General features: G+C 73.7%; 26 protein-coding genes and 1 pseudogene. 21 read left to right on the top strand and 6 right to left on the bottom strand.

Annotated elements, in window-relative coordinates; genetic code table 11:
- Nucleotides 1-43 precede the first annotated feature (43 nt).
- Complete coding sequence (locus tag ABD785_RS09950) at nt 44-763, top strand: enoyl-CoA hydratase/isomerase family protein (RefSeq protein ID WP_344825108.1); 720 nt, start codon at nt 44-46, stop codon at nt 761-763.
- On the top strand, nt 753-1,448 hold the full coding sequence (locus ABD785_RS09945; protein WP_344825105.1) for an alpha/beta hydrolase fold domain-containing protein: 696 nt from the start codon (nt 753-755) through the stop codon (nt 1,446-1,448). Before ABD785_RS09950 ends, ABD785_RS09945 begins: the two co-directional genes overlap by 11 nt.
- Nucleotides 1,449-1,483: 35 nt before the next feature.
- Here the strand turns inward: ABD785_RS09945 and ABD785_RS09940 are convergent.
- Both ABD785_RS09940 and ABD785_RS09935 read right to left on the bottom strand, forming a co-directional pair.
- A pseudogene (locus ABD785_RS09940) lies at nt 1,484-2,584 on the bottom strand (CaiB/BaiF CoA transferase family protein); the annotation flags it as partial.
- Nucleotides 2,581-4,029: an aldehyde dehydrogenase family protein gene (locus ABD785_RS09935; protein WP_344825102.1), complete on the bottom strand. Its 1,449-nt coding sequence runs from the start codon at nt 4,027-4,029 to the stop codon at nt 2,581-2,583. The pseudogene ABD785_RS09940 and the gene ABD785_RS09935, both read right to left, overlap by 4 nt.
- Nucleotides 4,030-4,145: 116 nt before the next feature.
- Between ABD785_RS09935 and ABD785_RS09930 the strand changes: the two genes are divergently transcribed.
- From ABD785_RS09930 to ABD785_RS09900, 7 genes are read left to right on the top strand one after another with little or no spacing between them, the layout of a single operon-like run.
- On the top strand, nt 4,146-5,006 hold the full coding sequence (locus ABD785_RS09930; RefSeq protein WP_344825099.1) for a mycofactocin-coupled SDR family oxidoreductase: 861 nt from the start codon (nt 4,146-4,148) through the stop codon (nt 5,004-5,006).
- 21 nt (nt 5,007-5,027) lie between these two features.
- Nucleotides 5,028-5,219 carry a ferredoxin gene (locus ABD785_RS09925; protein WP_344825096.1) on the top strand — a complete coding sequence of 64 codons (192 nt, stop codon included), beginning with the start codon at nt 5,028-5,030 and terminating at the stop codon, nt 5,217-5,219.
- A gap of 10 nt (nt 5,220-5,229) precedes the next feature.
- Nucleotides 5,230-6,597, top strand: coding sequence for a cytochrome P450 (locus ABD785_RS09920; RefSeq protein ID WP_344825093.1), 1,368 nt, complete (start codon nt 5,230-5,232; stop codon nt 6,595-6,597).
- Nucleotides 6,598-6,606: 9 nt separating this feature from the next.
- Nucleotides 6,607-8,268 carry a thiolase C-terminal domain-containing protein gene (locus tag ABD785_RS09915; protein WP_344825090.1) on the top strand — a complete coding sequence of 554 codons (1,662 nt, stop codon included), beginning with the start codon at nt 6,607-6,609 and terminating at the stop codon, nt 8,266-8,268.
- Entirely contained in the window at nt 8,265-9,182 is a 918-nt protein-coding gene (locus tag ABD785_RS09910; RefSeq protein WP_344825087.1) for an alpha/beta hydrolase, read from the top strand. Before ABD785_RS09915 ends, ABD785_RS09910 begins: the two co-directional genes overlap by 4 nt.
- On the top strand, nt 9,179-9,718 hold the full coding sequence (locus ABD785_RS09905; RefSeq protein ID WP_344825084.1) for a DoxX family protein: 540 nt from the start codon (nt 9,179-9,181) through the stop codon (nt 9,716-9,718). The genes ABD785_RS09910 and ABD785_RS09905 overlap by 4 nt, the downstream gene beginning before the upstream one ends.
- The gene (locus tag ABD785_RS09900; RefSeq protein ID WP_344825081.1) at nt 9,715-10,533 is read left to right on the top strand and encodes an NAD(P)-dependent oxidoreductase; all 819 of its coding nucleotides are present in this window, start codon (nt 9,715-9,717) and stop codon (nt 10,531-10,533) included. Before ABD785_RS09905 ends, ABD785_RS09900 begins: the two co-directional genes overlap by 4 nt.
- On the opposite strand, the gene ABD785_RS09895 is transcribed toward ABD785_RS09900, so the two are convergent.
- Complete coding sequence (locus ABD785_RS09895) at nt 10,514-11,521, bottom strand: enoyl-CoA hydratase-related protein (protein ID WP_344825078.1); 1,008 nt, start codon at nt 11,519-11,521, stop codon at nt 10,514-10,516. The two genes, ABD785_RS09900 and ABD785_RS09895, sit on opposite strands and share 20 nt — an antisense overlap.
- A 61-nt stretch (nt 11,522-11,582) precedes the next feature.
- Between ABD785_RS09895 and ABD785_RS09890 the strand changes: the two genes are divergently transcribed.
- Genes ABD785_RS09890 through mftR form a run of 5 tightly spaced genes read left to right on the top strand, consistent with a single transcriptional unit; the run spans nt 11,583 to nt 16,665 of the window.
- On the top strand, nt 11,583-12,770 hold the full coding sequence (locus ABD785_RS09890) for a CoA transferase (protein ID WP_344825075.1): 1,188 nt from the start codon (nt 11,583-11,585) through the stop codon (nt 12,768-12,770).
- Nucleotides 12,767-14,155: an amidohydrolase family protein gene (locus ABD785_RS09885; RefSeq protein ID WP_344825072.1), complete on the top strand. Its 1,389-nt coding sequence runs from the start codon at nt 12,767-12,769 to the stop codon at nt 14,153-14,155. The genes ABD785_RS09890 and ABD785_RS09885 overlap by 4 nt, the downstream gene beginning before the upstream one ends.
- 37 nt (nt 14,156-14,192) lie before the next feature.
- Nucleotides 14,193-15,224 carry an NAD(P)H-dependent amine dehydrogenase family protein gene (locus tag ABD785_RS09880; protein WP_344825069.1) on the top strand — a complete coding sequence of 344 codons (1,032 nt, stop codon included), beginning with the start codon at nt 14,193-14,195 and terminating at the stop codon, nt 15,222-15,224.
- Nucleotides 15,225-15,226: 2 nt separating this feature from the next.
- On the top strand, nt 15,227-15,985 hold the full coding sequence (locus ABD785_RS09875; protein ID WP_344825066.1) for an NAD(P)-dependent oxidoreductase: 759 nt from the start codon (nt 15,227-15,229) through the stop codon (nt 15,983-15,985).
- Complete coding sequence (gene mftR, locus ABD785_RS09870; protein WP_344825063.1) at nt 15,982-16,665, top strand: mycofactocin system transcriptional regulator; 684 nt, start codon at nt 15,982-15,984, stop codon at nt 16,663-16,665. Before ABD785_RS09875 ends, mftR begins: the two co-directional genes overlap by 4 nt.
- Here the strand turns inward: mftR and ABD785_RS09865 are convergent.
- Complete coding sequence (locus tag ABD785_RS09865; RefSeq protein ID WP_344825060.1) at nt 16,564-18,033, bottom strand: GMC family oxidoreductase N-terminal domain-containing protein; 1,470 nt, start codon at nt 18,031-18,033, stop codon at nt 16,564-16,566. The two genes, mftR and ABD785_RS09865, sit on opposite strands and share 102 nt — an antisense overlap.
- Nucleotides 18,034-18,116: 83 nt before the next feature.
- Here ABD785_RS09865 and mftA point away from each other — a divergent pair, with 83 nt between their 5' ends.
- The 6 genes from mftA to mftF are packed head-to-tail and all read left to right on the top strand — an operon-like array spanning nt 18,117 to nt 22,920.
- The gene (gene mftA / locus ABD785_RS09860; protein ID WP_344825057.1) at nt 18,117-18,206 is read left to right on the top strand and encodes a mycofactocin precursor MftA; all 90 of its coding nucleotides are present in this window, start codon (nt 18,117-18,119) and stop codon (nt 18,204-18,206) included.
- Nucleotides 18,191-18,502 (top strand): mycofactocin biosynthesis chaperone MftB, encoded by a 312-nt coding sequence (mftB, locus tag ABD785_RS09855; RefSeq protein WP_344825054.1) that lies wholly within the window; start codon nt 18,191-18,193, stop codon nt 18,500-18,502. Before mftA ends, mftB begins: the two co-directional genes overlap by 16 nt.
- The gene (gene mftC, locus ABD785_RS09850; RefSeq protein ID WP_344825051.1) at nt 18,499-19,668 is read left to right on the top strand and encodes a mycofactocin radical SAM maturase; all 1,170 of its coding nucleotides are present in this window, start codon (nt 18,499-18,501) and stop codon (nt 19,666-19,668) included. The genes mftB and mftC overlap by 4 nt, the downstream gene beginning before the upstream one ends.
- Nucleotides 19,665-20,843: a pre-mycofactocin synthase MftD gene (mftD, locus tag ABD785_RS09845; RefSeq protein WP_344825048.1), complete on the top strand. Its 1,179-nt coding sequence runs from the start codon at nt 19,665-19,667 to the stop codon at nt 20,841-20,843. Before mftC ends, mftD begins: the two co-directional genes overlap by 4 nt.
- Entirely contained in the window at nt 20,843-21,532 is a 690-nt protein-coding gene (gene mftE / locus ABD785_RS09840; protein WP_344825045.1) for a mycofactocin biosynthesis peptidyl-dipeptidase MftE, read from the top strand. The genes mftD and mftE overlap by 1 nt, the downstream gene beginning before the upstream one ends.
- Nucleotides 21,529-22,920, top strand: coding sequence for a mycofactocin biosynthesis glycosyltransferase MftF (gene mftF / locus ABD785_RS09835; protein WP_344825043.1), 1,392 nt, complete (start codon nt 21,529-21,531; stop codon nt 22,918-22,920). The genes mftE and mftF overlap by 4 nt, the downstream gene beginning before the upstream one ends.
- 6 nt (nt 22,921-22,926) lie before the next feature.
- Here the strand turns inward: mftF and ABD785_RS09830 are convergent, their stop codons facing one another.
- Nucleotides 22,927-24,387, bottom strand: coding sequence for an aldehyde dehydrogenase family protein (locus tag ABD785_RS09830; protein WP_344825040.1), 1,461 nt, complete (start codon nt 24,385-24,387; stop codon nt 22,927-22,929).
- Between the two features lie 169 nt (nt 24,388-24,556).
- On the opposite strand from ABD785_RS09830, the gene ABD785_RS09825 reads away from it, so the two are divergent.
- Nucleotides 24,557-25,234, top strand: a complete 678-nt coding sequence (locus ABD785_RS09825; RefSeq protein ID WP_344825037.1) for a TetR/AcrR family transcriptional regulator — start codon at nt 24,557-24,559, stop codon at nt 25,232-25,234.
- Nucleotides 25,235-25,253: 19 nt separating this feature from the next.
- On the opposite strand, the gene ABD785_RS09820 is transcribed toward ABD785_RS09825, so the two are convergent.
- The gene (locus ABD785_RS09820) at nt 25,254-26,429 is read right to left on the bottom strand and encodes a thiolase family protein (protein WP_344825034.1); all 1,176 of its coding nucleotides are present in this window, start codon (nt 26,427-26,429) and stop codon (nt 25,254-25,256) included.
- Nucleotides 26,430-26,458 lie beyond the last annotated feature (29 nt).

The raw sequence follows: 26,458 nt of genomic DNA, 5'->3' as shown, positions 1-26,458 counted from the left end.
GTATTACCAAGTTGCGAGAATGGCACTCTCATCGAGGAGACGCGTGGTAGAGCTCGAAACGGCCGACGGGCTGGCCGTGATCACCATCAACCGGCCCGAGGCCCGCAACGCGATCGCCCAGGCGACCATGGAGGAGCTGGACAAGGCCATCGACGCGGCCGAGGGGGCCAGAGCCCTGGTCATCACCGGGGCCGGGGATCGCGCCTTCGTCTCCGGCGGCGATCTCAAACAGCTCGCCGCGGTCCGGACCCTCGAGGACGCGATCGCGATGGCGGTCCGGATGCGCCGGATCTGCGACCGGCTCGCCGCCTTCCCCGCTCCGGTCATCGCGGCGCTCAACGGGCACGCGCTGGGCGGCGGCGCGGAGGTGGCGGTGGCCGCCGACATCCGGGTCGCCGCCGACGACGTCCGGATCGGCTTCACCCAGGCCAAGCTGGCGATCATGCCCGCGTGGGGCGGCGCCGAGCGGCTCGCCGCCCTGGTGGGCCGCGGCCGGGCCATGATCCTGGCCGGGGAGGGCTCCGTCCTCGGCACCGCCGAGGCCGAGCGGATCGGGCTGATCGACCGGGTGCTGCCGCGGGCGGAGTTCGCGGCGGGCTGGCGCGATCTGGCCCGGTCGCTCGCGGACGGACCGGGAAGAGAACTGAAGCACATCACGACGGGCCCGCCGTCGGAGGAGAACGCGACGCTCGCCTTCGCCCGGCTCTGGGTCGCCGACGAGCACTGGAACGCAGTGGAGAGGATGACGCGCCGTGACGACTGAACTCAGGGTGGACGCCCATTCGCTGGGCCTCAGCATCCGTCCGCCCACGCGCTCCGGCGGCGTGGTCCTCTACCTGACGGGCGACCGCGACCTGGCGTCCGACCCGGAGGGCGCGCTCGACCGGGCCGGGCATCTCGCCATCAGGACCGGCTGCATCGTCGTCTGCGCCCGCTACCGGTCCGCCTTCCCCGAGGCGCTCGACGACGTCCGGCGGGCCTACGATCTGTGCGAGCGGGCCGACCCGATCGTCGTGGCCGGTGAGCGGGGCGGGGCGGGACTGGCCACCGCCCTCCTGGTCAGGCTGCGTGACGAGGGAGCCGTCCAGCCGCACCGGGCGATCCTCGTCTCTCCGATGCTCGACTTCACGCTGGAAGCTCCGAGCCTCTCCTTCAACGCCGCGGCCGATCCCGGCTTCTCGCTCGCCCACCTGCGGCAGCGCGTCTCGGAGTACGCCGGCGGCACCCCGCTGACCGACCCTCTGCTCAGCCCCCTGTTCGCCAACCTGCACGGCCTGCCGCCGATCCAGATGCAGACGGCGGGCACCGACCCCCACCTGGACGACGCGCTGTCCTTCGCCGCCCGCGCCGCCCGCTCGGGCGTCACGGTCGACCTGCACGTGCGGCCCGACACGGCCGCCCTGCACGCCGCCCTGCTCCCGACGATGGCGGCCTTCCTGACCGGCTGACCCGGAACGAGAGCGGCGAACTCCGGGGCCGCGCTCAGGGGCGGCGCGGTCACGTCGAACTGGACCGGGCTCGCGGCCAGCTCCAGCTCACCCGCCTGGACCAGGTAGTCGTTCGCCCTCACCTGAGGGTCCACGGTCACCTGGAGGGAGTCCTGCACGGGCGCCCAGGGGCCCGCCAGGGTGCCGAACCGCTCGGTCCACTCGATCAGTGTCCTGGACCCGATCGCCTCGCGCAGGATCTCGACCCCCGCCGCCGTGTTCTCCGCGATCAGGGCCGCGGTGGCGAAGCGGGGGTCGTCGGCCGCCTCGGGACGGCCGACGTGCCGGCAGACGTCGGCCCAGAACTTGGCCGGCTGGAGCATGACGAACGACAGGTAGCGGCCGTCGGCCGTCCGGTAGAGGCCTGACAGCGGGTTGGTGGGGGCCCCGTGCGCGCCGGGCGGCGAGGCCACGAGCGGCTGGTCGAGATGGGCCGACAGCGCGATGCCGTGGCCCATGGCCCACACGCCGCTGCCGAGCAGCGACACGTCCACGACCGAGGTCTCCCCGGTGCGTTCGCGCCTGAACAACGCCGCCGCGATGCCCCCGGCGAGGTTGGTGCCGGAGATCGTGTCGCCGTAGGCCGGCCCGGGCGGCATGATCATGCCCTCGGTCCCGGGCGCGGTGAGGCTGGCCGCGGTGGAGCCGCGGGCCCAGAAAGCGGTCATGTCGTAGCCGCCGCGAGCCGCCTCCGGGCCGCGCGGGCCGAGTGCGCTGCCCCGGGCGTAGACGATCTGCGGGTTCACCTTGCGGACGTCGTCGACGTCGATGCCGAACTTCTCCCGCGCCTCGGGCAGGAAGCTCGTCAGGAAGACGTCGGAACGGCGGATCAGCTCGTGCAGCACCTCCTTGGTCTCGGCCTTGCCGAGGTGCAGGCCGATGCTCCGCTTGCCGCGGTTGGCGTGCTCGACGTTGGGGTTGAGGTCGCCCTCGACCTTGAGCGTGCCGATCTGCCGCAGCCCCCGCTGGGGGTCGCCGTTGACGGCGTGCTCGACCTTGATCACATCGGCGCCCCAGTCGGAGAGCACCGCCCCCGCGCTCGGGACGAAGCCGTACATCGCGACCTCGAGGACGCGCACACCCTCCAGCGGCCTCATTTTGCGATCACCGCGAGGGTCTTGTGCTCCAGGAACTCCTCGAGCCCCGCGACGCCGCTCTCCCTGCCGATGCCCGACTGCTTGTAGCCGCCGAAGGGCGCGTCGGCGGCGAAATAGTTGCCGCCGTTGATGCCGACCGTGCCGCTGCGCAGGCGCCGGGCGATGCCCAGGGCCCGCTCCTCGCTCCCGCTCATCACCCCGCCGGACAGTCCGAACACGGAGTTGTTGGCGATGCGGACCGCGTCGTCGTCGTCCTCGTAGGTGATCACGGCCAGGACCGGGCCGAAGACCTCGTCCTGGGCGATCTCGCTGTCGGCGTCGACGTTGGTGAGCAGGGTCGGCTCGTAGAAGAAGCCCGGATCGATGGGCTTGCCCCCCCGCACCAGCACCGCGCCGTCGGCGACGGCCCGCTCGACCATGCCGTGGACCTTCTCCCGCTGCTTCGCGCTGATCAGCGGACCCATGAAGGTCCTGGGGTCGGCCGGATCCCCGACGGTCACCTTGCCCATGAAGTCGGCGACCAGGCCGACGATCTCGTCGTGGCGCTCCCTCGGCACCAGCAGACGCGTGGTGATGGCGCAGCCCTGTCCCGCGTGGGAGCAGACCATGAAGGCGCTCATCAGCGCCGCGGCGGTGAAGTCGGCGTCGTCCAGGACGATCATCGCCGACTTGCCGCCCAGCTCGAGGAAGGTCTTCTTCACCGTCTCACTGGCCGCCGCCATGATGCGCTTGCCGGTCGCGGTGGAGCCGGTGAAGGTGACCATGTCGACGTCGGGGTGGGTGGTGAGGATCTCGCCGACCGCGACCTCGGAGGAGGTCAGCACGTTGACGACCCCGGCCGGGATGCCGGACTCGGCGATGATCTCACCCAGCAGCCCGGTGACGAGCGGGGTGTCGGGAGCGCCCTTCAGCACGACCGTGCAGCCGGCGGCGAGCGCGGGGGCGAGCTTGGCGAGCGCGAGCTGGTTCGGGAAGTTGTAGGCGATGATCGCCGAGACGACGCCCGCCGCCTCCTTCTCGATCCAGCGGCGGTGCTTCTGCCCGCGGATCTCGACGTCGGGGAGGTCCTCCGTCAGCGGGTAGTCCCTCAGCAGGTCGGCGTAGTAGCGCACGATCTCGATCGGGTGGTCGAGCTGCGGACCCTGCGTCAGCATCACCGACGCCCCGACCTCGGCGATCGTGAGCTCGCGCAGCCTCTCCTTGTTCTCCTCCAGCGCCTTGTGGAGCTGGTCGAGGCAGCGGACGCGCAGCTCCACGTCGGTCGCCCAGGCGGTCGTGTCGAACGCGCGCCGGGCGGCGACGATCGCGGCCCGCGCCTCCTCGACGCCCGCGTCCGCCGCCGCTCCGACGGTCTCGCCGGTGGCCGGATTGACGGACTCCAGCGTCCGCCCCGTCTCGACGAGCCTGCCGTCGATGAGCAAACGCGTGCTCTCCTGAACTGGCATCTGGTCTCCTCCCTAGTGAAGTGGAAACTACATTCTCGCTATTTGTGAATCAACCTCTTGAGAGTATGGTTCTCAAGGACTGGAACGAAGGTTCTCACGTCAAGCGAGGAGAAGACATGGGACGAGTAGAGGGCAAGGTCGCCTTCATCACCGGCGCCGGACGCGGGCAGGGACGCAGCCACGCGGTGCGGCTGGCCGAGGAGGGCGCCGACATCATCGCGGTCGACATCTGCGAGGACCTCCCGACGGTCGGCTACAAGCTGGCCTCGCCGGAGGACCTCAAGGAGACCGCCCGGCTGGTCGAGGCGCACGGACGCCGGATCGTCGCGCTGAAGGCCGACGTCCGCGACGCCGCCCAGCTCAAGGACGCCGTGGACCGCGGCGTCGCCGAGCTCGGCCGCCTGGACATCGTCGTGGCGCAGGCGGGCATCGCCCCGCTGCACGGCGAGCCCGCCCTCCAGGCCTGGATCGACGTGATCAACACCAACCTGATCGGCACGATGAACGCGATCCACGTCGCGATCCCGCACCTGAAGGAGGGCGCCTCGATCATCGCGGTCGGGTCCGCGGCCGCCCTCATGAACATCCCGATGTCCCAGACGGTCGGCACCAACCCCGGCGGCAACGGCTACCAGGTCGCCAAGCGGATGCTCGCCGACTTCGTGCACGAGCTCGGCCGGAACCTCGCCCCCCGCGGGATCCGCTCCAACGTCCTGCACCCGACGAACGTCAACACCCCGATGCTCATGAGCGAGCCGATGTACAAGTCGTTCCGGCCCGACCTCGAGAACCCGACCCGCGAGGACGCCGAGCCCGGCTTCGCCGTCCAGCAGGCCATGCCGATCCGCTACGTCGAGCCCGTCGACATCAGCAACACCGTGGTCTTCCTCGCCTCCGACGAGGCCCGCTACGTCACCGGCATGCAGATGCGCGTCGACGCGGGCGGCTACCTCAAGTGGCACGACTTCCACAAGTAGAACGCGGAAGGTCCGGATCAGATGAAGGTCAGAGTCGACCCCGAGCGGTGCCAGGGGCACACGCTCTGTGCCATGAAAGCCCCTCAGGTCTTCGAGCTCGACGAGGTCGACGGCCACTCCTCGGCCGTCGCCGAAGAGGTCCCGGCCGCCCTGGAGTCCCAGGTGGTGGCCGCCGTCCGATCCTGCCCCGAACGGGCGATCTCCGTTTCCTGAGGAGGAGTGCGTGACCCACGAAGAAGTCCCGGCCGAGGAGGAACGGAAGCAACCCCGCTTCCTCTTCGACCGGCACACTCCCGACTACCGTCCCCGGTTCGAGGACATCACCCGGGAGATGCACTCCAAGTGCCCGATCGCCTGGTCGGAGACCTACGGCGGTCACTGGGTCGCCGCGGGCAACCGTGAGGTGTTCCTGCTCGCCAGGTCCGCGGAGTACCTGTCCAATGACCACGACGTCACCGGGACGGGCACCGGCTACAAGGGCATCACCATCCCGCACGCCCAGCGTCCCGGCAGGGGCGGGTTCCTGGAGATGGACCCGCCCGACCAGCGCTTCTACCGGCAGGCGCTGAATCCCTACCTGTCCCCCGCGGCGATCAGCCGGTGGATCCCCCTCATCGACGAACTGGTCACGGCCTGCCTGGACGAGCGGATAGAGGAGGGGCGGATCGACTTCGTCGACGACCTCGCCAACATCGTCCCCGCGGTCTTCACCCTCGCGATGATGGGGATCCCGCTCGCCAACTGGACGATCTACAACGAGCCGGCGCACGCGGGCATCTACACACCGCCGGGCTCACCGGACATGGCGCGGGTCATCGAGCTTCACATGGCGATGATGGCCGACCTGTCCGCCCAGCTCTCGGCCGTCCGGGCGAACCCCCGGCCCGGGCTGGTCAACGCGCTCGTCAACGCCGACATCAACGGCAGGCGGCCCGACGACGCCGAACTGCTCGGCGTCATGGGCCTGCTGATCGGCGGGGGCTTCGACACCACGACGGCGCTCACGGCGCACGCGCTGGAGTGGCTGTCGGAGAACCCGGCGGAACGCGCGCGGCTCGGCCGGGACCGGGAGACCCTCCTGGACTCGGCGACCGAGGAGTTCCTCCGCTACTACACGCCCGCTCCCGGCGACGGCCGCACGATCTCCCAGGACTGCGAGATCGCCGGCGTCGACTTCAAGGAGGGCGACCGGCTCTGGCTGTCGTGGGCGATGGCCAACCGCGATCCGGCCGCCTTCCCCGACCCGGACCGGATCGACCTCGCCCGCGAGGCCAACCGGCACAGCAGCTTCGGTCTCGGCATCCACCGGTGCATCGGCTCGAACGTGGCCAGGACCGTGTTCAAGCGGATGATGCTCCAGGTGCTCGACCGGATGCCGGACTTCCGGTGCGATCCCGAGGGCACGGTCCACTACGAGACCGTCGGTGTCATCAACGGCATGCGCCACCTTCCCGCGACCTTCACCCCCGGACCCCGGGTCGGCGCGGGACTGGAGGCCACCATCGCGGCGCTTCAGCGGATCTGTGACGAACAGCGGCTCGCCGAGCCGGTCACCGTCCGCAGGGCGCGCGCGAGCATCACCCCCGAATAAGGAGAGAAAGTGGCCGAACCGTCCGGGCGTCCCCTGCCCGCGCTGACGGAGGAGAACTCGTTCTTCTGGACGTCCGGGGCGGACGGCCTGCTGCGTTTCCAGCAGTGTTCGTCCTGCTCCGCCCTGATCCATCCCCCGCAGCCGGTCTGCCGGTACTGCCGCTGCCGTGAGCTCACGGTCACGGCGGTCTCGGGCCGGGCGTCGCTGGTGGGGTTCACCGTCAACCACCGGTTCGGCCTTCCCGGCCTGCCGCCGCCCTACGTGGTGGCGCAGGTCGCGATCGAGGAGGATCCCCGGGTCAAGCTCACGACGAACGCCGTGGGTTGCGACCCGGGCGACCTCGAGCCGGGGACCCCGATGGAGGTCGTGTTCGAGCGGCACGACGACGTCTGGCTGCCGCTGTTCCGGCCCGCCGGAGGCGATCTCCTGCCCCCGCCTCCCGACGAGATCCCGCCGGAGGACTTCGGGCGTCATGTGCGGCCGATGGTCTCCCCCGACAAGTTCGAGGAGCGGGCGGCGCTGACCGGGATCGGGGCGTCGCGGATCGGCCGGCGGCTGATGGTCGCGCCGCTGTCCCTGACGGTCGAGGCGTGCGAGCGCGCCGTGGCCGACGCCGGGCTCACGCTCGACGACATCGACGGGCTGTCGACCTATCCGGGCGCGGGCGCCTTCGGCGGGTTCAGCGAGGGCGGGGTGACGGCCCTGGAGTCGGCGCTCGGCCTCCGCCCGACCTGGTACAACGGCGGTCCCGAGACCTTCGGCCCCGGCGGCTCGCTGATCGCGGCGATGCTGGCGGTGGCGGGTGGTCTCGCGCGGCACGTCCTGTGCTTCCGCACCCTCTGGGAGTCGACGAACGCCGAGCGGATGCGCGCGGCCGGAACCGGTTCCCTGCCCGGCCGGGTCCAGGGCGGCCAGTCCTGGAACTTCCCGTTCGGGGCGACGTCCGCGGCGCACACCCTCGCGATGAACGCCCAGCGCCACTTCCACCGGTACGGGACCACCCGCGAGACGCTCGGCTGGATCGCCCTGAACCAGCGGGCGAACGCCGGGCTCAACCCGGACGCGATCTACCGTGATCCGATGACGATGGACGACTACCTGTCCGCCCGGACCATCACCACGCCGTTCGGGCTCTACGACTGCGACGTCCCCTGCGACGGCGCCATCGCGGTGGTCGTCTCGGCGGTGGACGCCGCCCGCGACCTCCCCAAGCCGCCGGTGTACGTGGAGGCCGTCGGCACCCAGATCATCGAGCGGCTCGACTGGGACCAGAGCACCGCGACGCACGAGCCCCAGGTGCTCGGCCAGGCGGCGCACCTGTGGTCGCGGACCTCGCTGCGCCCGTCCGACGTCGATCTCGCCCTCCTCTACGACGGGTTCAGCTTCAACTGCCTGTCGTGGATCGAAGCGCTCGGCTTCTGCGGCATCGGCGAGGCCAAGGATTTCCTGGACGGCGGCAAGAACATCGCCAGGGACGGGGTCCTGCCGCTCAACACCCACGGCGGCCAGCTCTCCGCCGGCCGCACCCACGGCATGGGGCTCGTGCAGGAGGCGATCCTCCAGCTGCGCGGCGAGGCCGGGGACCGGCAGATCCCGGACGCCCGTGTCGCGGCCGTGAGCAGCGGCGGGCTGACCCCGAGCGGTGTCCTGCTGCTGAGGACCGGCTCATGACGGGCGTTCCGGTGGAGGAGGTCGTCGAGGTCGACGGGATCCCGATCTCCGCCCTGGTCCTCGCGGTCCCCGAACCCAGGGCCGTCGTCCTGGCGCTGCACGGCGGCGCGACGACGTCGATCTACTTCGACGCCCCCGGTCGTCCCCGGCACTCGCTGCTGCGGATCGGGGCGGCGCTCGGCTACACGATGATCGCCGTCGACCGTCCCGGATACGGGAGGTCGGCCGGCCACACCGGGGCGATGCCGTCCGAGGCGCACCGCCGCGACCTGGTGTTCGGGGCGGTGGACCGGTTGCTGGAGGATCGTGGACGCGGCGCGGGCGTGTTCCTGCTCGCCCACTCGCGCGGCGCCATGCTCGCGCTCCAGATGGCGGGCGGACCGCGCGGCGCGGAGCTGCTGGGACTGGAGATCTCCGGCAGCGGCCTGAACCACACCGAGCTGCTGACCGAGGCGACCCGGGCCCGTTACCCCGAGAGCGGTCCGCCGCAGCCCTCGAAGATCAGCCTGCGCGACCTGCTGTGGGAGCCGTCCCGGCTGTATCCCGAGGACATCCTGGCCGGCGGCGGCATCGCCTCGCCCGCGCCCGCCTTCGACGGCGAGGTCGAACGGCCCTGGCAGGAGGAGTTCCCCGAGCTGGCCGCGAAGGTCGTGGTGCCCTTCCGGTACACCCTCGCCGACCACGAAAGGGTCTGGCGGGCGGGTCCGGAGGGCCTGGCCGAGGTCGCGGCCCTGTTCACGGCGTCGCCGCGGGTGGTCGTGAACGAGCAGGCCGACAGCGCGCACAATCTCAGCCTGGGCCTCACCGCCACGGCCTACCATCTGGGTGCGCTGGCGTTCGCCGAGGAATGCGTGCTCCTGCGGGAGCGGACCGGAAGACCCGAGATCGAACGAGAAGGCGGAAGACTGGGATGAACGGTTCCGAAGCGGCTCTGCTGCTGCTCAGGGTGGTCATCGCGATCATCATGATCGCGCACGGCGTCAATCACTGGATCGGTGGCGGCAAGATCGAGGGGACCGCCCGCTGGTTCTCCGGGCTGGGACTGCGTCACGGCCGGCTCCAGGCGTGGATGAGCGTCGTCACCGAGATCGGCGCGGGCGTCCTGCTGGCCCTGGGGCTGCTGACCTCGCTGGCGTGCGCGGCGGTGGTCTCGGTGATGCTGGTCGCGGGGATCCTCGCCCACCGGCCGAACGGGTTCTTCGTCTTCAAGGACGGCTACGAGTACGTGCTGCTCCTCGCCGCGGCCTCGGTGTCGCTCGCCGCGCTCGGCCCGGGGAAGATCTCGCTCGACCGTGCCGCGGACATCGAGGTGACCGGCTGGGCCGGGGGCGGTGTCGCGCTCGGCGTGGCCGTCGTGGCGACGGCCGGGATGCTCGCGACGTTCTGGCGTCCCGGCGGGGATTCGGCCGCCGAGCCGGAGCCCGACGTCAAGGCCGAGGAGAGCGTGTGACCCGCGTCGGGTTCATCGGCCTGGGCAGCCAGGGCGCTCCGATGGCCCGGCGGATCATCGAGGAGGGACATCCGACGACCCTGTGGGCTCGGCGCCCCTCCTCGGTGGAGCCGTTCGCCGGCACCTCCGCGAAGATCGCCGCCTCGCCCGCCGAGCTGGCGGCCGCGAGCGACCTGGTCTGCGTGTGCGTCGTCGCCGACGACGACGTGGAGCAGGTCCTGACGGGCGACGACGGCGTCCTGTCCGGGCTGCGGGAGGGCGCGGTGATCGCGGTGCACAGCACGATCGCCCCCGCCACCTGCGAGCGGCTCGCCGAGCGGGCGGCCGCGTCGGGGATCCGGCTGGTCGACGCCCCCGTCAGCGGGGGCGGGCCCGCCGCCGCGGAACGGCGGCTGCTGGTCATGGCCGGAGGGGACGACGACGCGGTGGAGTTCTGCCGTCCGGTGTTCGCCGCGTTCGCCGACCCCGTGGTGCACCTCGGGCCGCTGGGCTCCGGGCTGCTGGCCAAGCTGCTGAACAACGTCCTGTTCACCGCGAACCTCGGGGTGGCGGCGGAGACGCTGGCGCTCGGCCGGTCGCTGGACCTCGATCCGCGGCGGCTGGCCGAGGTCCTCGGTCACGGCAGCGCGGCGAGTTTCGCGCTGGGACGGATCGCCGGCTCCGGCGGGGATCTCGAGGGGTTCGGCTCCCGCGCGGGGGCCCTGCTCCGTAAGGACGTCGCGATCATGGACGGGCTGCTGCCGGGCGCGGGCTCCGCGGCCCCGGTGATGGCCGCCGCCGACGCCGCGCTGGAGCTCATGCTCCATCCTCGGTGACGGCGTCGACCAGGCCCCACTCCAGGGCGGTGGCCGCGTCGACGCTCCGTCCCGACAGCGCCAGCCAGGCCGTCCGGTGCCGGCCCGCACGAGCCGTGACACTGACGGTGCCGCCCGCCCCGGGGACCAGGCCGAGGGCCACCTCGGGAAGGGCGATGCGCGTGCCGGGGGCGGCCAGGACGGTCCCGGCGAAGGCGGGCAGCTCGATGCCGGAGCCGTAGCAGGCGCCGTGCAGGAACACCGTCGTCCGCTCGCGGATCTCCCAGAGGGCGCGTCCGGCGCTGCGGTGCAGCCTGATGAGGTGCGCGGTCGCCGGGTCGGGGCGGGAGCCGAACTCCTCCAGGTCGCCGCCCGCGCAGAATGCCGGGCCCGCTCCCCGCAGCTCGACCCGGCCGATGGTGGGATCGGCCGCCGCGACGGCGCAGGCCTCGACCAGTTCCTCGCTCAGGGCGGCGTCGACGGCGTTCCGCACCTCGGGGCGGTCGAGGGTCAGCAGGAGGACGTCGCCGTCGCGCTCGACCAGCACGCGCGGCCCCTTTCTCTGCGGCCGCTCCCGGACGGGCCGCGTCCTCCGCCAGGCGGCGAACTCGGGACCGGCCTGGAGCGCGGAGTACACCGCCGACTCCGCCGCGAGCCCCTCGGGGACGGGACGGTGCTCCTGTCCCCGCAGCAGGACGGCCAGCGAGGTCGCCGCGACGGGCCGCGCCTCGACCGTCCCGATGATCTCTTCGAGCACCGGATCCCCGGCGGGGACGATCACGTCGGCCAGGTTCCGCCAGCCGGGTCCGGGCGCGCCGACCGCGATGACGATCAGGGGCAGGCTTCCCAGAGCGGCCACCGTTCCGTGCGGCGGCTCGGGCTCTGCGCCGTCCAGGCGGACCACCACGGCCCCGCCGCGCGGACCGGTGAGCCCACGGCCCGCTCCGCCCGGTCCCAGCCAGGCGAGAAGGTCTCCGGGCCCGATCTCGGTGATGACCTGCGCTTCCATGAGGGCATGCCTATCACGCGATCGTTGCGCATCGCTTCTCCATGGTGAGAACATCCGTCTCATGAAGGAGGAGGCGGTCTCTCGCTGGGCGGCTTCGGGCGCGATGTCGCTGACCGGCCGTCCCGGGGCTCCCGGTCTCGGCCCCCCGGGTCCGCTGGTCGCCGCCCTGGACGCGCTCGCCTCCCCCTTCCCCGGCCTCGACCCGCTCGTCCTGCTGACCGAGCGCGCCGCCCTCGCCGGGCTGACCCGTCAGGGCGCCACGAGCTGCGGAGGCGGGACCCGGCTGCTGCGCGCCCGCGACGCCTGGATCGCCGTCTCCCTCCCCCGGGCCGGCGATGTGGAGGCGCTGCCCGCGTGGCTGGAGGGAGCCGTCCCCGGCGACGGCGCGGAGCCGCCGTGGGAGGCGGTGGCCGCCGCGGTGGCCGGGCGGACCGGCGAGGCCCTCCTCGAACGGGCGGAGCTGCTGGGCCTCGCGGTGGGCGTGCTGCCCGGGCGGCGGCCTCTGCGTCCCGCCGTGGTCCGGAGCAGGCTCGGGGACGCTCCGCCCCGGGACGATCTGCGCGGGCTGCGCGTGGTGGACCTGACCTCGCTGTGGGCAGGACCCCTCTGCGGTGATCTTCTCGGCCGGAGGGGGGCGGAGGTGGTGAAGGTGGAGTCTCCGGTCCGGCCCGACGGGACGCGTCGCGGCTCTCCGGCCGTGTTCGACCTGATCAACGGGGGGAAGCGGAGCGTCGCGCTCGACTTCTCCACCCGCGAGGGCGTCACCGCGCTGCGGGCTCTGCTGCGCTCGGCCGATGTCGTCCTGGAGGCCTCCCGGCCGCGGGCGCTGGAGCAGGCCGGTGTCCGGGCCGCGGAGATCGTCGCCGAGGGCGGCCCGTCCGTCTGGGTGTCGATCACGGGCCATGGCCGCGAGCGTCCGATGCGGGTCGGGTTCGGTGACGACGCCGCGGTGGCGGGCGGGCTGGTCGTCCGCGACGCCGCGGGGCCGTGCTTCTGCGCGGACGCGATCGCCGATCCGGCGACCGGTCTCACCGCCGCGCACGCCTGCCTGGAGGCGCTCCGCTCCGGTGGCCGGTGGCTGCTGGACATCGCCATGAGCGCGGTCGCCGCGTCCCTCGCGGGGCCGTCGCTTCCGGTCTTCCCCGGCCTCACCTGCGGTCCGCTCCGGGCCCGCTCGCCCCGTGCCCCGTCACGGCCGCTCGGCGCCGACACCGCCGCGGTCCTGGCCGCCACGGCGGGCGCCGGGTGACCGGCTTCCTGCTGCGCGACGTGACCGTGGCCGGGCGGCGGACGGACGTGCGCCTGGCGGAGGGGATCATCGCGGAGATCGGGCCCGGCCTGACCGGGCACGGTGCGGAGGTCGTCGACGGGCGGGGCCGGGACCTGATCCCGGGGCTGCACGACCACCATCTGCATCTGATGGCGACGGCGGCCGCGGGAACGTCGGTGCGCGTCGGGCCCGAGGAGGCCGAAGATCCCGCCGGGTTCGCCGCCGTCCTGCGCGGCGCCGACGCCCGGCTCCCGGAAGGGGGCTGGCTGCGCGCCGTCGGATACGACGAGTCGGTGGCGGGCCCGCTCGACCGGGACGCCATCGACGCGGTCGTGGCCGGGCGGCCCGTGCGGATCCAGCACCGGTCCGGTGCCCTGTGGTACCTCAACGGCGCCGCGTGCCGGGAGGCCGGGCTCGACGGCGGCGGCCTTCCGCCCGGCGCCGAGACCGATGCGGCGGGGCGCCCCAACGGGCGGCTGTGGCGGGAGGACGCGTGGCTCAGGGACCGGCTCCCCGCCGGTCCCGCCCCGGACCTTCGGGGTCTGGGACGGCGGCTGGCCCTGCTGGGCGTCACCGGGGTGACCGACGCGACCCCCTACGAGCGTCCCGCCGATCTGCTGGCCCTGGCCGGGGCCGGGCTGCCGCAGCGGGTGGTCGCGACCGGCGGGCCCGCGCTGGCGGGCGCCGTCTTCCCGCCCGGGCTCGGACGGGGCCCGGTCAAGGTGGTCGTGGCCGACCACGAGCCGCCGCCGTTCGAGGGGCTCGCGGCCGCGATCGCCGCCGCGCACGAGGCGGGACGGTCCGTCGCCGTCCACTGCGTGACCGCGGCGGGTCTCGCGCTGACCCTGGCGGCGGGGCTCCGCCCGGGCGACCGGATCGAGCACGGCTCCGTCATCCCGCCCGAGGCCGTTCCGGTGCTGGCGCGGCGGGGGGTGACGGTCGTGACCCAGCCGGGGTTCGTCGCGGCGCACGGCGACCGCTACCTCCGTGAGACCGGTCCCGCCGACCGGGCCGACCTCTACCGGTGCGGGTCGCTGCTCGCGGGCGGGGTCGCGGTCGCCGGGAGCACCGACGCACCGTACGGGCCCTGCGACCCCTGGCGGGCGATGCGGGCGGCGGCCGGGCGCAGGACCGCCGGCGGGCGGCTGCTGGGCGGAGGCGAGCGGATCGGCGCGCGAGCGGCGCTCGACCTCTTCCTCGCCCCCCTCGACGACCCGGGCGGGCCTCCCCGGACGGTCCGGGCGGGCGCGCCCGCCGATCTGGTCCTGCTGGCGGCGCCGCTCGCGGAGGTCCTGGCCCGCCCCTCGGCCGAGGCGGTCGCCGCGGTCTTCGCCCAGGGTGTTCTCTTCGCGCCCGGCACCTGAGAGAGTAGCGTTCTCGAATTCAGAGAACGGAGATTCCATGAAGGTCGTCCAGTGGGCCACCGGGAACATCGGGAGCCGCGCGCTCCGGGGCGTCATCGAGCATCCGGAACTGTCCCTGGCCGGGGTCTACGTCAACGCCGCGGACAAGGCCGGGGTCGACGCCGGGAAGCTGTGCGGCCTGCCCGACACCGGCGTCACGGCCACCGCGGACATCGCCGACGTCCTCGCCGCCGGGGCCGACTGCGTCCTCTACATGCCGCGTCTCATGGACCTCGGCGAGGTGTGCCGGATCCTCGAGTCCGGGGCGAACGTGGTGACCACGTGCGGGACGTTCCACCATCCCGCCGGGCTCGATCCGCAGGTGCGCGAACGCGTCGAGGCCGCCTGCTCGCGCGGTGGGACCTCGCTGCACGCGACCGGGAGCAGCCCCGGGTTCATCACCGAGGCGCTGCCCCTGGTGCTCGCCTCGCTCCAGCGCAGGCTGGACTCGCTCGCCATCAGTGAGTCCGCCGACCTGTCCCGGCGCAACAGCCCCGAGCTGCTGTTCGGCATCATGGGATTCGGGACGCCGCCCGCCGAGTTCGCCCGTGAGCGGGCCGCCCACATCGCGGCGAGCTTCGGGCCGTCCCTGCGGCAGGTGGCCGAGGACCTGGGCCTCCCTCTGGACTCCATCGAGTCGGACGGGGAGTGCGCCGTCGCCCCCGGGCCCGTCACGATCGCGGCGGGGACCATCCCGGCGGGAACCGTGGCCGCCCAGCGGATGACGGTCTCCGGCGTCCGCGGCGGCCGGACGGTCCTGTCCTTCCAGTCCACCTGGTACTGCACCGCCGATCTCGACCCCGCCTGGCGGGTCCGCGACACCGGCTGGCACGTCTCGGTCGCCGGTGACGCCCCGCTGGAGGTCTCCCTCCTGCTCCCGGTGCCGCTGGACCGGATGGCCGAGGTCTCCCCCGGCTACACCGCCAACCGGGCGGTCAACGCCGTGCGCGCCGTCTGCGAGGCCCCGCCGGGGATCCTGACGGCCCGCGACCTGCCGCATCTCGTCAGCGCGCTCGTGACGGAGGGATGACCATGCGCGTCGGATTCGTGGGGGCGGGGCGGATGGGCCGTCCCATGGTGGAGCGGCTGGTCGGAGCGGGCCACGAGGTCCGGGCGCTGGGCCGGACGGCCGAGGCGCGGGCGGCGCTCGCCGGGATCGGGGCGCGGCCCGCCGCCACCCTGGCGGCGGCGGTGGCGGACGCCGAGGCCGTGATCGTGTGCGTGTTCACCGACGCCCAGGTCCGCGAGATCGCCCCGGGCCTCCCCCCGCGGGTGCCGGTCGTCGTGCACACCACGGGCAGCCCGAGCACGGTCGAGGAGCTGGCCGGGCGCGGCCTCCCGGTGATCGACGCGCCCGTCAGCGGCGGACCGCACGACATCGCGGCGGGACGGCTGACGGTGTTCCTCGGCGGCCCCGGAGAACTGGCCGACCGGGTGGAGCCGCTCATCGCCTGCTACGCCGATCCGGTCCTCCGGGTGGGGCCGCTCGGCTCGGGCCAGCGGGTGAAGCTCGTCAACAACGCGCTGTTCGCCGCCCAGATCGGGCTGCTCGCCGAGGCCGTCCGGCTCGGTGAGCGGCTGGGCGTCACCGAGGAGGTGCTGCTGCGGGCTCTGCCGCACGCCAGCTCCGCGAGCCGGGCGCTGACCGGGGTCGCGGCCCGCGGGTCGGTCGCGGCGTTCGCGGCCACGGCCGGGCCGTTCGTCGGCAAGGACGTGCGGATCGCCCGGGAGGTCGCGGCCGAGACCGGCGGCGGCCTCGGCGCCCTCGACCCGCTGCTGGGCGAGGGGTGAGCGGCGGGCGTCCGCGCGCCACCTCGCGGGCCTCCCTGGAGCGGGCCGGGTTCGAGCTGTTCGCCCTCAAGGGCTTCGACGCCACGACCGTGGACGACATCGCGGCGGCGGCGGGGATCGCCCGGCGCACCTACTTCCACTACTTCGCGTCCAAGAACGACCTGGTCTGGGGCGATTTCGAGGACCATCTCCGGCGGTTGCGCCTGCTCCTGGCCGAGGCCGATCCGGCCGTTCCGCTGGCCGCGACGCTGCGGGCGGCGATCGTCGAGTTCAACCGCTTCGACCCCGCCGACGTCCCCTGGCACCGTCAGCGGATGCGCCTGATCCTGCGGGTGCCGACCCTGCAGGGCGACGCCGCGGTCCGCTACACGGCCTGGCGGGCGATCATCACCGAGTACACCGCCCACCGGACCGGCCTGGCGCCCACGGTGGCCTTCCCCCGGCTGACCGGCCACGCCGCGCTCGCCGCCGCGGTCTCGGCCTACGAGCACTGGCTGGACGCCCCCGGCACCGATCTGACCGCGCTCATGGACGCCGCGCTCCGCCAGATCGCGGCCGGGATCGCGGCGGGCCCGCTCTCACCGGAGGCCGGCGGCCACGATCTCGCCGACGAGCAGGGCGGTGGCCGCGGGTCCCCGCAGGGGCGCGGTGGGCAGGATCGAGGTGTCGGCGACGCGTAGCCCGGCGACGCCGTGGACCCTTCCCGCGCCGTCGACGGCCTCTCCCATCGGGACGGTGCCGCAGGCGTGCTGGGCGGTGCCCAGGCGGGCCCGGATCCAGGCGTCGAGAGCGGAATCGGAATCGGGGATCTCCGGTGGTCCGGCGGAGTGCTCCGCGAAGGCGTCCGTGCCGAGCAGGGCCGCGGCGGCCCTGACGGCCTCGCGCAGCCTCCGCCGGTCGTCCCCGGTCTCCAGATAGCCGAAGACGATGCGGGGAGCGACCCGGGGGTCGGGCGACAGCGTGGTGAGGCCGCCGGAGCGCCGGGGCGTCTGGACCGAGACCAGCAGCGGCAGCGGGTCGCCCGGGGCGGCCTCGGCACGCCCGCCGGTCAGTGCCCCGAGCGGCAGGAGCGACTGAAGGATCTCCAGGTCACCGGAGTCTCCCGAGCCCTCCGACGACAGGTGCAGCGCCCCGCCGAGCCATGATCCACCGGGCGCGGACCACGGTCCTGAGGGCGTCCACTCCACGACGACCTGCGGATGGTCGCTCACCGCGGCGCCGACGGACGGGGAGGCGACGGTGACGGAGATCCCCGCCGCCTCGAGGGCCGCCGGGGGGCCGATCCCCGACAGGTGCAGCAGGTGCGGGGTGGCCAGGGCGCCCGCGCACAGCACGATCTCCCCCGCCCGCAGGGTCTCCCCGCCCGCCAGGACCGCGGTGGCCCTGCCCCTGCTCACGACGACGCCGTGGACCGGGACACCGCCGGAGATCGTCAGGTTCGGACGGCCCCGCGCCCCCTCCAGGAAGGCGAGCGCGGCGTTGACCCGCGTGCCGCCTTCCACGTTGCACGGGACCGCCCCGGCCCCGGGAGGCTCCTGGGCGTTCTTGTCGGGCTCGGCCGGGAAGCCCAGCTCGTGTGCCGCAGCGGCGAAGACCCCGTACAGCGGATGCGCGGCGCCGGGGCGGCCCACCGGAACGGGTCCCGCGCCGCGGGGGAAGTCACGATCGCTCTCGAGCGAATCGAGCAGGGGGAGCACCCGCTCGTAGGACCACCGGTCGTCGGCGGCCGACCAGCGGGCGAAGTCGGCGCGCCTGGCCCGGATGAAGTAGCCGCCGTTGACCGTGGTCGAGCCCCCGAGGATCCGGCCGCGCTGGACGCCGTACGGACGCCCCGCGAACAGCTCCACGGGGTGGGTGGCGACCCCGGCCTGGCCCTGCCGCGCCCCGGGAACCAGGCGGGCGTCGAGCAGGTCCGGAGCGAACCGGAGCGGGGCGGGCCCGGCCTCCAGCAGCAGGACGGTCCGCGAGGGGTCCTCGCTCAGCCGGGCGGCCAGAACGGCTCCGGCGGCGCCCCCGCCGACGATCAGCACATCAGGGTCAGTCGTCATCGGGCCTTCCCTTTTGGCACGGGATGCAAATATTGTTCGATTCATACGAGAACGTCAAACTCACAGGAGAGTGGGGAAGACTCATGGAAGAGAACGTTATTTCCGTCGACGAGGCGCTGGCGGAGGAGCTCGTCGAAGAGGTCTCGATCGACGGCATGTGCGGCGTCTACTGATGATCGACCTCGACCGCGCCTGGGACCTGCATCCGCAGGTCGCGCTGCGCGACGAGCCGTTCGGCGCGCTCGTGTACCACTTCGGGACCCGCAAGCTGTCGTTCCTCAAGGACCGGCGCCTGCTCGCGGTCGTCCGGGGGCTCGCGGGCGCGCCCACGGCCCGGCAGGCCTGCGCGTCCTGCGCGGTGCCGCCCGCGGAGCTCCCTCGGTTCGGCGCGGCGCTCGGGGCGCTCGCCCGGTCGGCCATGCTCGTCGAGCGGGCTCCCGCGGCGGGCGCAGGGGACGGCGCCCCATGAGCGCCCCCAGGCTCACCGACCTGTTCGAGACCGGCCTCGACGCTCCCATCTGCCTGACCTGGGAGCTGACCTACGCCTGCAACCTCGCCTGCGCGCACTGCCTGTCCAGCTCGGGACGGCGCGACCCGCGCGAGCTGACCACCGCCGAGGCCAAGGCCGTCATCGACGAGCTCGAGGCCATGAAGGTGTTCTACGTGAACATCGGCGGCGGCGAGCCGACGGTCCGGCCCGACTTCTGGGAGCTGCTGGACTACGCGACCGCCCACCGGGTCGGCGTCAAGTTCTCGACCAACGGGGTGCGGATCACGCCGGAGGCCGCCCGCCGGCTGGCCGCCGACGACTACGTCGACGTGCAGATCTCCCTGGACGGCGCGACGGAGGAGGTCAACGACGCGCTGCGCGGCCCCGGGTCCTACGCGACCGCCGTCCGGGCCCTGGAGAACCTGGCCGCGGCCGGGATGAAGAACTTCAAGATCTCGGTGGTCTGCACCCGGCACAACATCCCGCAGCTCGGTGCGTTCAAGGCCCTGGCCGACCGGTACGGGGCCCAGCTCCGGCTGACCCGGCTGCGGCCGTCGGGGCGGGGCGCCGACGTCTGGGACGAGCTGCACCCGACCGCGGCGCAGCAGCGCGAGCTGTACGACTGGCTGGTGGAGCACGGTGAGTCGGTCCTGACCGGCGATTCCTTCTTCCATCTGTCCGCCTACGGCGAGGCGCTGCCGGGACTGAACCTCTGCGGCGCCGGACGGGTGGTGTGCCTCATCGACCCGGTCGGCGACGTCTACGCCTGCCCCTTCGCCATCCACGAGGAGTTCCTCGCGGGGAACGTCCGGGATCGGGGCGGGTTCGCCGGGGTCTGGCGCGAGTCGGAGCTGTTCGCCGAGCTCCGCTCCCCGCAGACCGGCGGGGCGTGCTCCTCCTGCTCGTTCTACGACTCGTGCAAGGGCGGCTGCATGGCGGCGAAGTTCTTCACCGGCCTGCCGCTCGACGGCCCCGACCCCGAGTGCGTCCGCGGGTTCGGCGAGACGCTGCTGGCCGAGCGCGGCACCGTCGAGATCCCCCGGCCGGCCGCCGACCACTCCCGGAAGGTGTTCGTGCCGCTGTCGCGGCGCCCGCCGGTACCGGCATGCGACGAGAGCCCCCTCGTCCGGGAAGGAGCCCGATGAGCAGGAATCCCTGGTTCGAGAGCGTCGCCGAGGCCGAGCGCCGGGCGAAGCGGCGGCTGCCCGCGATGGTCTACGGCGCGCTGGTCGCCGGGTCCGAGCGCGGCCGCACCCTCGAGACCAACCGCGACGCCTTCGCCGAGCTCGGGTTCGCGCCGGTCGTCGCGGGCCACAAGGCCGACCGCGACCTGGCGACGACGATCATGGGCATCGAGAGCTCCCTCCCGGTGCTGATCTCGCCGACCGGCGTCCAGGCGGTCGATCCCGAGGGCGAGGTCGCGGTGGCGCGGGCGGCCGCGAACCGTGGCGTGATCATGGGACTGAGCTCGTTCGCCAGCAGGTCGGTCGAGGACGTCTGCGCCGCGAACCCCAACGTCCTGTTCCAGATGTACTGGTGCGGGTCGCGCGAGGCGATGAGCGAGCGGATGGAGCGCGCGCGCAAGGCGGGCGCCCGGGGCCTCATCGCCACCCTCGACTGGTCGTTCTCCCACGGCCGCGACTGGGGCAGCCCCACGATCCCCGAGCGGATCGACGTCCGCACCGCGCTGCGGCTCTCTCCCGGGGTACTGGCGCGGCCGGGCTGGCTGTGGCGGTTCGCCAGGACGGGGAAGCTCCCCGACCTGACGGTCCCGAACATGACCGTGGGCGATGGTCCCGCGCCGACCTTCTTCGGCGCCTACGGCGAGTGGATGCAGACCCCTCCGCCGACCTGGGAGGACGTCGCCTGGCTGCGCGAGGAGTGGGGCGGGCCGTTCCTGCTGAAGGGCGTCGCGCGGGTCGACGACGCGCGGCGCGCCGTGGACGCGGGCGTGACGGCGCTGTCGGTCTCCAACCACGGCGGGAACAACCTCGACACGACCCCCGCGGCGATCCGGCTGCTGCCCTCGGTCGCCGAGGCCGTCGGGGACCAGGTCGAGGTGCTCCTCGACGGCGGGGTCAGGCGCGGCGGCGATGTCGCCAAGGCGCTGGCCCTCGGGGCGCGCGCGGTGCTCGTCGGCCGGGCCTACCTGTGGGGGCTCGCCGCCAACGGGCAGGCCGGGGTCGAGAACGTCCTCGACGTCCTGCGCGGCGGCCTCGACTCCGCGGTCCTCGGGCTCGGGCACTCCGGCGTGGCTGAGCTGTCCCCCGCCGATCTGCACGTGCCGCCGGGGTTCGCGGTGGCCCTCGGGGCGGGCTGATGCTCGCGGACGCGGCCTGGCCCTCTGTCGTCCGCGAGACGCTGGTGCTCGTGCCGCTCGGCTCGACCGAGCAGCACGGCCCGCACCTGCCGCTGTCCACCGACACCGTGATCGCCGCGGCCGTCGCCGCGGGCGCGGCCGCCGCCCTGGCGGGGCCGGTGACGGTCGCGCCCGCGCTGCCCTACGGGGCGAGCGGCGAGCACGCGGGGTTCCCCGGCACCGTCTCGCTCGGTCACGAGGCGCTCGCCGCGGTGCTGGTCGAGACGGTCCGGTCGCTGGGCCTGTGGGCGGGCAGGACCGTCTTCGTCAACGGCCACGGCGGCAACACCGAGGCCCTGCGCCGGGCGGCCGGACGACTCAGGACGGAAGGGCACGACACCGCCTGGACCCCCTGCGCGGCTCCCGGCGGCGACGCCCACGCGGGATTCACCGAGACGTCCCTGATGCTCCACCTGGCCCCGCAGAGCGTCCTCCCCCACCACGCGGTCACGGGTGACCGGCGGCCCCTCGCCGAGCTCCTGCCGGCGCTGCGCGCCCACGGCGTCGCCGCGGTGTCCCCCTCCGGGGTGCTGGGCGATCCGGCGGGGGCCGGCGCGGAACACGGCCGCCGGATCCTGGCGGAGATGACCTCGGGCGCCGCCCGGCGCGTCACCGCCTGGCGGCCGGGGCCCGACGGGCTCCTGTCATGACGCCCGTCGTGATCGACCGGCGGGTGGCGTTCCGGTCCGGCGGGCGGGTCGCGATGGGCGGCGCGCCGTGGAAGGTCGTCCGGTTCGCCGACGCCGCCCTGCCGTTCCTCGGCGAGCTGCGCCGCGCCGGGGAGGCGGGAGTGGTCCCGGTGTCCCCCGTGGAACGCGCCGTCGCCCGGCGGCTCCTCGACCAGGGCCTCGCCCATCCGGGGCCCGCGCCCCGGCCGGGACCGCACCCGGTGACGGTCGTCGTGCCCGCCTACGGCCGGGCGGACCGGCTCCGCCGGTGCCTCGCCTCGCTCGGCGGGCTGCCGGTCATCGTGGTGGACGACGCCTCACCCGACCCGGGGCCGGTGCGAGCAGCTGCCGAGGCCCACGGTGCCCGGCTGGTGCGCCACCGGGTCAACCGCGGGCCTGCGGCGGCCAGGAACACCGGGCTGCGGCTGGCCGGAACCCCCTTCGTGGCCTTCGTCGACTCCGACTGCCGGGTGGAGCCCGGCTGGCTCGACGCGCTGATGCCCTGCCTCGATGACCCGGGGACCGCGGCGGCCGCGCCGCGCGTGGTCCCCGCTCCCGGCGGCCCCCGGATCCTCGCCCGGTACGAGCGGACGCGCTCCGCTCTCGACATGGGCGGCGCGCCCGCCCTGGTCCGGCCGGGGGCGCGGCTGTCCTTCGTGCCCTCGGCGACCCTGCTGGTGCGGCGGGAGACGGTCGCGGCCCTCGGCTTCGACGAGGCGCTGCGCCTGGGCGAGGACGTCGACCTCGTCTGGCGGCTGTCGGACGCCGGTCACCACGTCCGGTTCCGTCCCGCGGCCCGGGTCGCGCACGATCCCCGGCCGACCTGGCGGGAGTGGGCGGTGCGCCGCCACGAGTACGGCACCTCCGCCGCCGAGCTGGCCGCCCGGCATCCGGGACGGCTGGCCCCGGTCCGCCCGTCGCCGTGGAACCTGGCGGCCCTGGCCTTGCTGGTCTCCGGCCGTCCGGCCGCCGCCGCGGCGACCGCCGCGGTCTCCGCCGCCCTCCTCGCCAGGGGTATGGGGCATCTGCCCGGGCACCGCGCCCTGAGCGCCACGATCGTCGCCCAGGGCGTGGCCGCCGACCCCGCCGCGCTGGGGCACGCCCTGCGCCGCGAGTGGTGGCCCCTGGGCCTGGTCTGCCTGGCCGCCGCCCCTCGCCGCCGGGCCGCCCGCGCCGCGGCCGCCGCGATGCTGCTCCCCATCGCCGCCGAGTGGCTCCGCGCGCCCTCCCTCGACCCCGTCCGCTACACCGCCGTCCGGCTGGCCGACGACCTCGCCTACGGCACCGGCGTCTGGGCTTCGGCCCTCCGCCACCGCACCGCGGCCCCCCTCCTGCCCCTCCTCCGCCGCCCGAAGGCCCGGCGGACGTAGGGGTTCTCAGTCGGTGCGGACCCAGACGGCCTTGGTCGTCAGGTACTCGTCGAGGGCGTCGGGGCCGCATTCGTGGCCCCAGCCGCTCATGCGGTGGCCGCCGAAGGGGACGGCCGGGTCGAAGAGGTTGTAGGCGTTGACCCAGACGGTGCCCGTGCGCAGGCCGGAGGCCAGGCGGTGGGCATTGGAGAGGTCCCTGGTCCAGACCCCGCCCGCCAGGCCGTACTCCGAGGCGTTGGCACGGACCGTGACCTCCTCCAGGGTGTCGAAGGGCAGGAGGCAGCCGACGGGGCCGAAGATCTCCTCGGTGGCGACGCGCATCCCGTCCTCGACGTCGGTGAGCAGGGTCGGGGCGACGAAGTAGCCGTCGGCGAGGTCCCCGGAGCCGAGCCTGGTTCCGCCGAAGACGGGCCGGGCCCCCTCCGCCGCGCCGAGCTCCAGGTACCCGGTGACGCGCTCGAGCTGAGCCTGGGAGACGAGGGGGCCGATGCGCGTCGAGGGATCGAGGCTGTCACCGACCCTGAGCCCCGCCGTGTACTCGGCCATCGCGGCGGCGAACTCGTCGAGGATCGGGCGCTGGACGAAGATCCGGGTTCCGGCGCTGCACGCCTGTCCCGAGTTGGCGAAGACCCCCATCGACACCCCGGCCACGGCCCGGCGCAGATCGGCGTCCGCGAAGACGATGTCGGGCGACTTGCCGCCCAGCTCCAGGGTGACGCGCTTGAGGTTGCCCGCCGCCGCCCGGACGATGTGCTGGCCCGTCGCCGTCGACCCCGTGAAGGCGATCTTGTCGACGCCGGGGTGGGCAGCGAGCGCGGCGCCCGCCTCCGCCCCGCCGGTGACGACGTTGACGACGCCGTCGGGGAGCAGCCCTGTCAGCAGCTCGCCGATCCGCAGCGCGACCAGGCTCGCCTCCTCCGCCGGCTTGAGCACCATCGTGCAGCCCGCCGCGAGGACGGGGGCGAGCTTCCACAGCACGTTGTTGATCGGGCTGTTCCACGGGATGATCGAGCCGACCACCCCGACCGGATCCTTCAGCGTGTACGTGAGGATCTCCCTCGGCATCGAGTTCGGCAGGGTCTCCCCCTCGATCCTCGTCGCCAGGGCGGCGCAGTACCGGAGCACCTCGACCGCGCCCGCGGCGCCCGCGGCGGGATCAGGGCCGATCGGCAGGCCCATGTCCGCGGACTCCAGCCGCCGCAGCTCGGCGTAGTGCTCCTCGATCACGTCGGCCAGCCGCCAGATGATCCGCTGCCGGTCGGCGGGCCGGACCGAGCGCCAGGGACCCTCGAAGGCGCTCCGCGCCGCGGCCACGGCCAGGTCCACGTCCGCGGCACCGCCGTCGGCGAGCAGGGCGATGGCCTTGCCGGTGGAGGGATTGACGCTCGGGAACGTCCCGCCGGAGGCAGCCTCCACCCACCCTCCGCCGATGAGCAGCCGGGCGGGCACGGAGATGTCTACGGACATGCGGGCATCCCTTCCGAGAACGTCCCCCGATGTTAATAACTGAGCATTCACTTATCAAGGCTTGGCCACGGACGCCTGTGGGAGCTTGGCAACCGGCCGACACAGCCCTCTAAGATAAAAGTATGTGCCCACTCACCTTTCGCCGGGTCTCGGCCGACGGGAGATCATCATGAGCGAACCGATCGCCGCCCCCGCACCTCCGGCCGAGGAACCGCCGCGCCGCCGCCGGCTCAAGGCGGAGGCCCGCAAGAGCTCCATCCTCTCAGCGGCCCGGCGCGCGTTCATCGAGACCGGTGACATGAACGGCACGACCATCAAGGTGATCGCCGAGCACAGCGGCATCAGCGAGGGCGTGATCTACCGTCACTTCGCGAGCAAGGACCAGCTGTTCTACGAGGCGGTCGTCGAGCCGCTGAAGCAGGCCGTCGACGAGCTGGTCGCCGCCACCGCCGCGGTCGACCGCGACCAGCCGCTGACGCCCGAACGCCAGCTGAAGACGATGACCGGGCTCTACCGGCAGCTCATCTCCACCTTCGAGGAGATCCTTCCGCTGCTCGGGCTCGTGCTCTTCGGCGACCCGCACGTCGCCCGCCGGTTCTACCAGGAGGACTTCACCGCGGCCATGGACCGCCTGGCCGAGGCGTGGCGGGAGGTCGAGGCCAGGTACGGCTACCCGTTCGAGTCTCCCGACATCTCGGCCAGGGCGGTGATGGGGATCGCGCTCGTGCTCGCCCTGGAGAGCCACCACGGGCGGGGCTTCGACCGTCAGCGCACGATCAGCCTGATCAGCGAGGGCACGGTGCGGGGCTTCTTCCCGCTGCTGGAGGCGGACCGCCGGTCCAGGTGACCGGCGGCCGGGGCGGCCGTCAGGCCACCTCGATGACCACGGCCGTGCCCATGCCGCCGCCCGCGCACATGGCCGCGACCGCGAGACCGCCACCCCTGCGGCGCAGTTCGTGGACGAGCGTGAGCACCATCCGGGTCCCGGTCATCGCGACCGGATGCCCGAGGCTGCACCCGCTGCCGAGGACGTTCACGAGATCCTCATCGAGGCCGAGGGCCCGGGTGCCGGCCAGGGGCACCGAGGCGAACGCCTCGTTGATCTCCCACAGGGCGATGTCCCCCGCGGCCAGGCCCGCGCGCTCCAGCACCTTGGGGATCGCCAGGATCGGGGCGAGGCCCGTGTCCGCGGCGGGCACTCCCACCGAGGCCCAGGCCCGGACGGTCGCCAGCTGCTCCAGCCCGCCGCTCTCGGCGAAGGCGCGGTCGGTGACGACGACCGCCGCGGCCCCGTCGTTCACCCCGGCCGCGTTCCCCGCGGTGATCGAGAAGCCGTCGATCTCCGGATGCAGCGGCTTGAGCGACGCGAGCTTCTCCAGCGTCGAGGCACGGCGGGGATGCTCGTCCACCTCGAAGCTGAAGGCGGTGCCGCCGCGGGTGACCTCCAGCGGGAAGATCTCCTCGGCGAAGCTTCCGGCGTCGATCCCGGCCACCGCCCTCTGGTGGGAGCGGTAGGCCCAGGCGTCCATCTCCGCCCGCGTGATCCCGGCCTTGACCGCCGCGTTCCATCCCACGGTGATCGTCATGTCGCGGATCGGGGCGTCGGGGGTCTCGCGGTGACTGGGGGACAGCCAGTCCTCCTCCCACTCCTGGGTGCCCGGCCGGCGGAGGCTCACCTTCGGCATCGTCGAGCTGGACTGCACGCCGCCGGCCACGACGACGCGGTCCATGCCCGCGATGATCGAGGCCGCGGCCGTCTGGAGGGTGGCCAGCCCCGACGCGCAGTGCCGGTTGTGAGCGATCCCGGGCGCGTTGACCAGCCCCGCCTCGATGGCCGCGTACCGGCCGATCGCCCCTCCGCCGTACAGGGACTCCCCCAGCACGACGTCGTCGAAGACCTCGGCGGGCAGACCCGACCTGCGAACGGCCTCCGCGACCGCCTTCGTGCCCAGCTCCAGGGCGTCGACCTCGGCCAGCGATCCCTTGAACGCCGTCCCGATCGCGGTCCGCGCACCGGCGACGACCACCGCTTCCCGGCTCATCCGAACTCCTAAGTAAGTAAGCGTTCCCT

This window comes from Actinocorallia longicatena, assembly GCF_039534125.1.
GTDB classification, from domain to species: Bacteria; Actinomycetota; Actinomycetes; order Streptosporangiales; family Streptosporangiaceae; genus Actinocorallia; species Actinocorallia longicatena.
The sequence above is the reverse complement of the archived record's forward strand: the minus strand, read 5'-3'. Positions and strand labels throughout refer to the sequence as shown.

Excerpts from the sequence above, each read along its gene's own strand:
- ABD785_RS09830 (WP_344825040.1), bottom strand. The coding sequence starts at position 24,387 with ATGTCCGTAGACATCTCCGTGCCCGCCCGGCTGCTCATCGGCGGAGGG.
- mftF (WP_344825043.1), top strand. The coding sequence starts at position 21,529 with ATGACGCCCGTCGTGATCGACCGGCGGGTGGCGTTCCGGTCCGGCGGG.
- mftD (WP_344825048.1), top strand. The coding sequence starts at position 19,665 with ATGAGCAGGAATCCCTGGTTCGAGAGCGTCGCCGAGGCCGAGCGCCGG.
- ABD785_RS09930 (WP_344825099.1), top strand. The coding sequence starts at position 4,146 with ATGGGACGAGTAGAGGGCAAGGTCGCCTTCATCACCGGCGCCGGACGC.
- ABD785_RS09820 (WP_344825034.1), bottom strand. The coding sequence starts at position 26,429 with ATGAGCCGGGAAGCGGTGGTCGTCGCCGGTGCGCGGACCGCGATCGGG.
- ABD785_RS09895 (WP_344825078.1), bottom strand. The coding sequence starts at position 11,521 with ATGGAAGCGCAGGTCATCACCGAGATCGGGCCCGGAGACCTTCTCGCC.
- ABD785_RS09905 (WP_344825084.1), top strand. The coding sequence starts at position 9,179 with ATGAACGGTTCCGAAGCGGCTCTGCTGCTGCTCAGGGTGGTCATCGCG.
- mftA (WP_344825057.1), top strand. The coding sequence starts at position 18,117 with ATGGAAGAGAACGTTATTTCCGTCGACGAGGCGCTGGCGGAGGAGCTC.
- ABD785_RS09925 (WP_344825096.1), top strand. The coding sequence starts at position 5,028 with ATGAAGGTCAGAGTCGACCCCGAGCGGTGCCAGGGGCACACGCTCTGT.
- ABD785_RS09910 (WP_344825087.1), top strand. The coding sequence starts at position 8,265 with ATGACGGGCGTTCCGGTGGAGGAGGTCGTCGAGGTCGACGGGATCCCG.
- ABD785_RS09865 (WP_344825060.1), bottom strand. The coding sequence starts at position 18,033 with ATGACGACTGACCCTGATGTGCTGATCGTCGGCGGGGGCGCCGCCGGA.
- ABD785_RS09880 (WP_344825069.1), top strand. The coding sequence starts at position 14,193 with ATGAAGGTCGTCCAGTGGGCCACCGGGAACATCGGGAGCCGCGCGCTC.
- ABD785_RS09825 (WP_344825037.1), top strand. The coding sequence starts at position 24,557 with ATGAGCGAACCGATCGCCGCCCCCGCACCTCCGGCCGAGGAACCGCCG.
- ABD785_RS09890 (WP_344825075.1), top strand. The coding sequence starts at position 11,583 with ATGAAGGAGGAGGCGGTCTCTCGCTGGGCGGCTTCGGGCGCGATGTCG.
- mftE (WP_344825045.1), top strand. The coding sequence starts at position 20,843 with ATGCTCGCGGACGCGGCCTGGCCCTCTGTCGTCCGCGAGACGCTGGTG.
- mftC (WP_344825051.1), top strand. The coding sequence starts at position 18,499 with ATGAGCGCCCCCAGGCTCACCGACCTGTTCGAGACCGGCCTCGACGCT.
- ABD785_RS09875 (WP_344825066.1), top strand. The coding sequence starts at position 15,227 with ATGCGCGTCGGATTCGTGGGGGCGGGGCGGATGGGCCGTCCCATGGTG.
- ABD785_RS09935 (WP_344825102.1), bottom strand. The coding sequence starts at position 4,029 with ATGCCAGTTCAGGAGAGCACGCGTTTGCTCATCGACGGCAGGCTCGTC.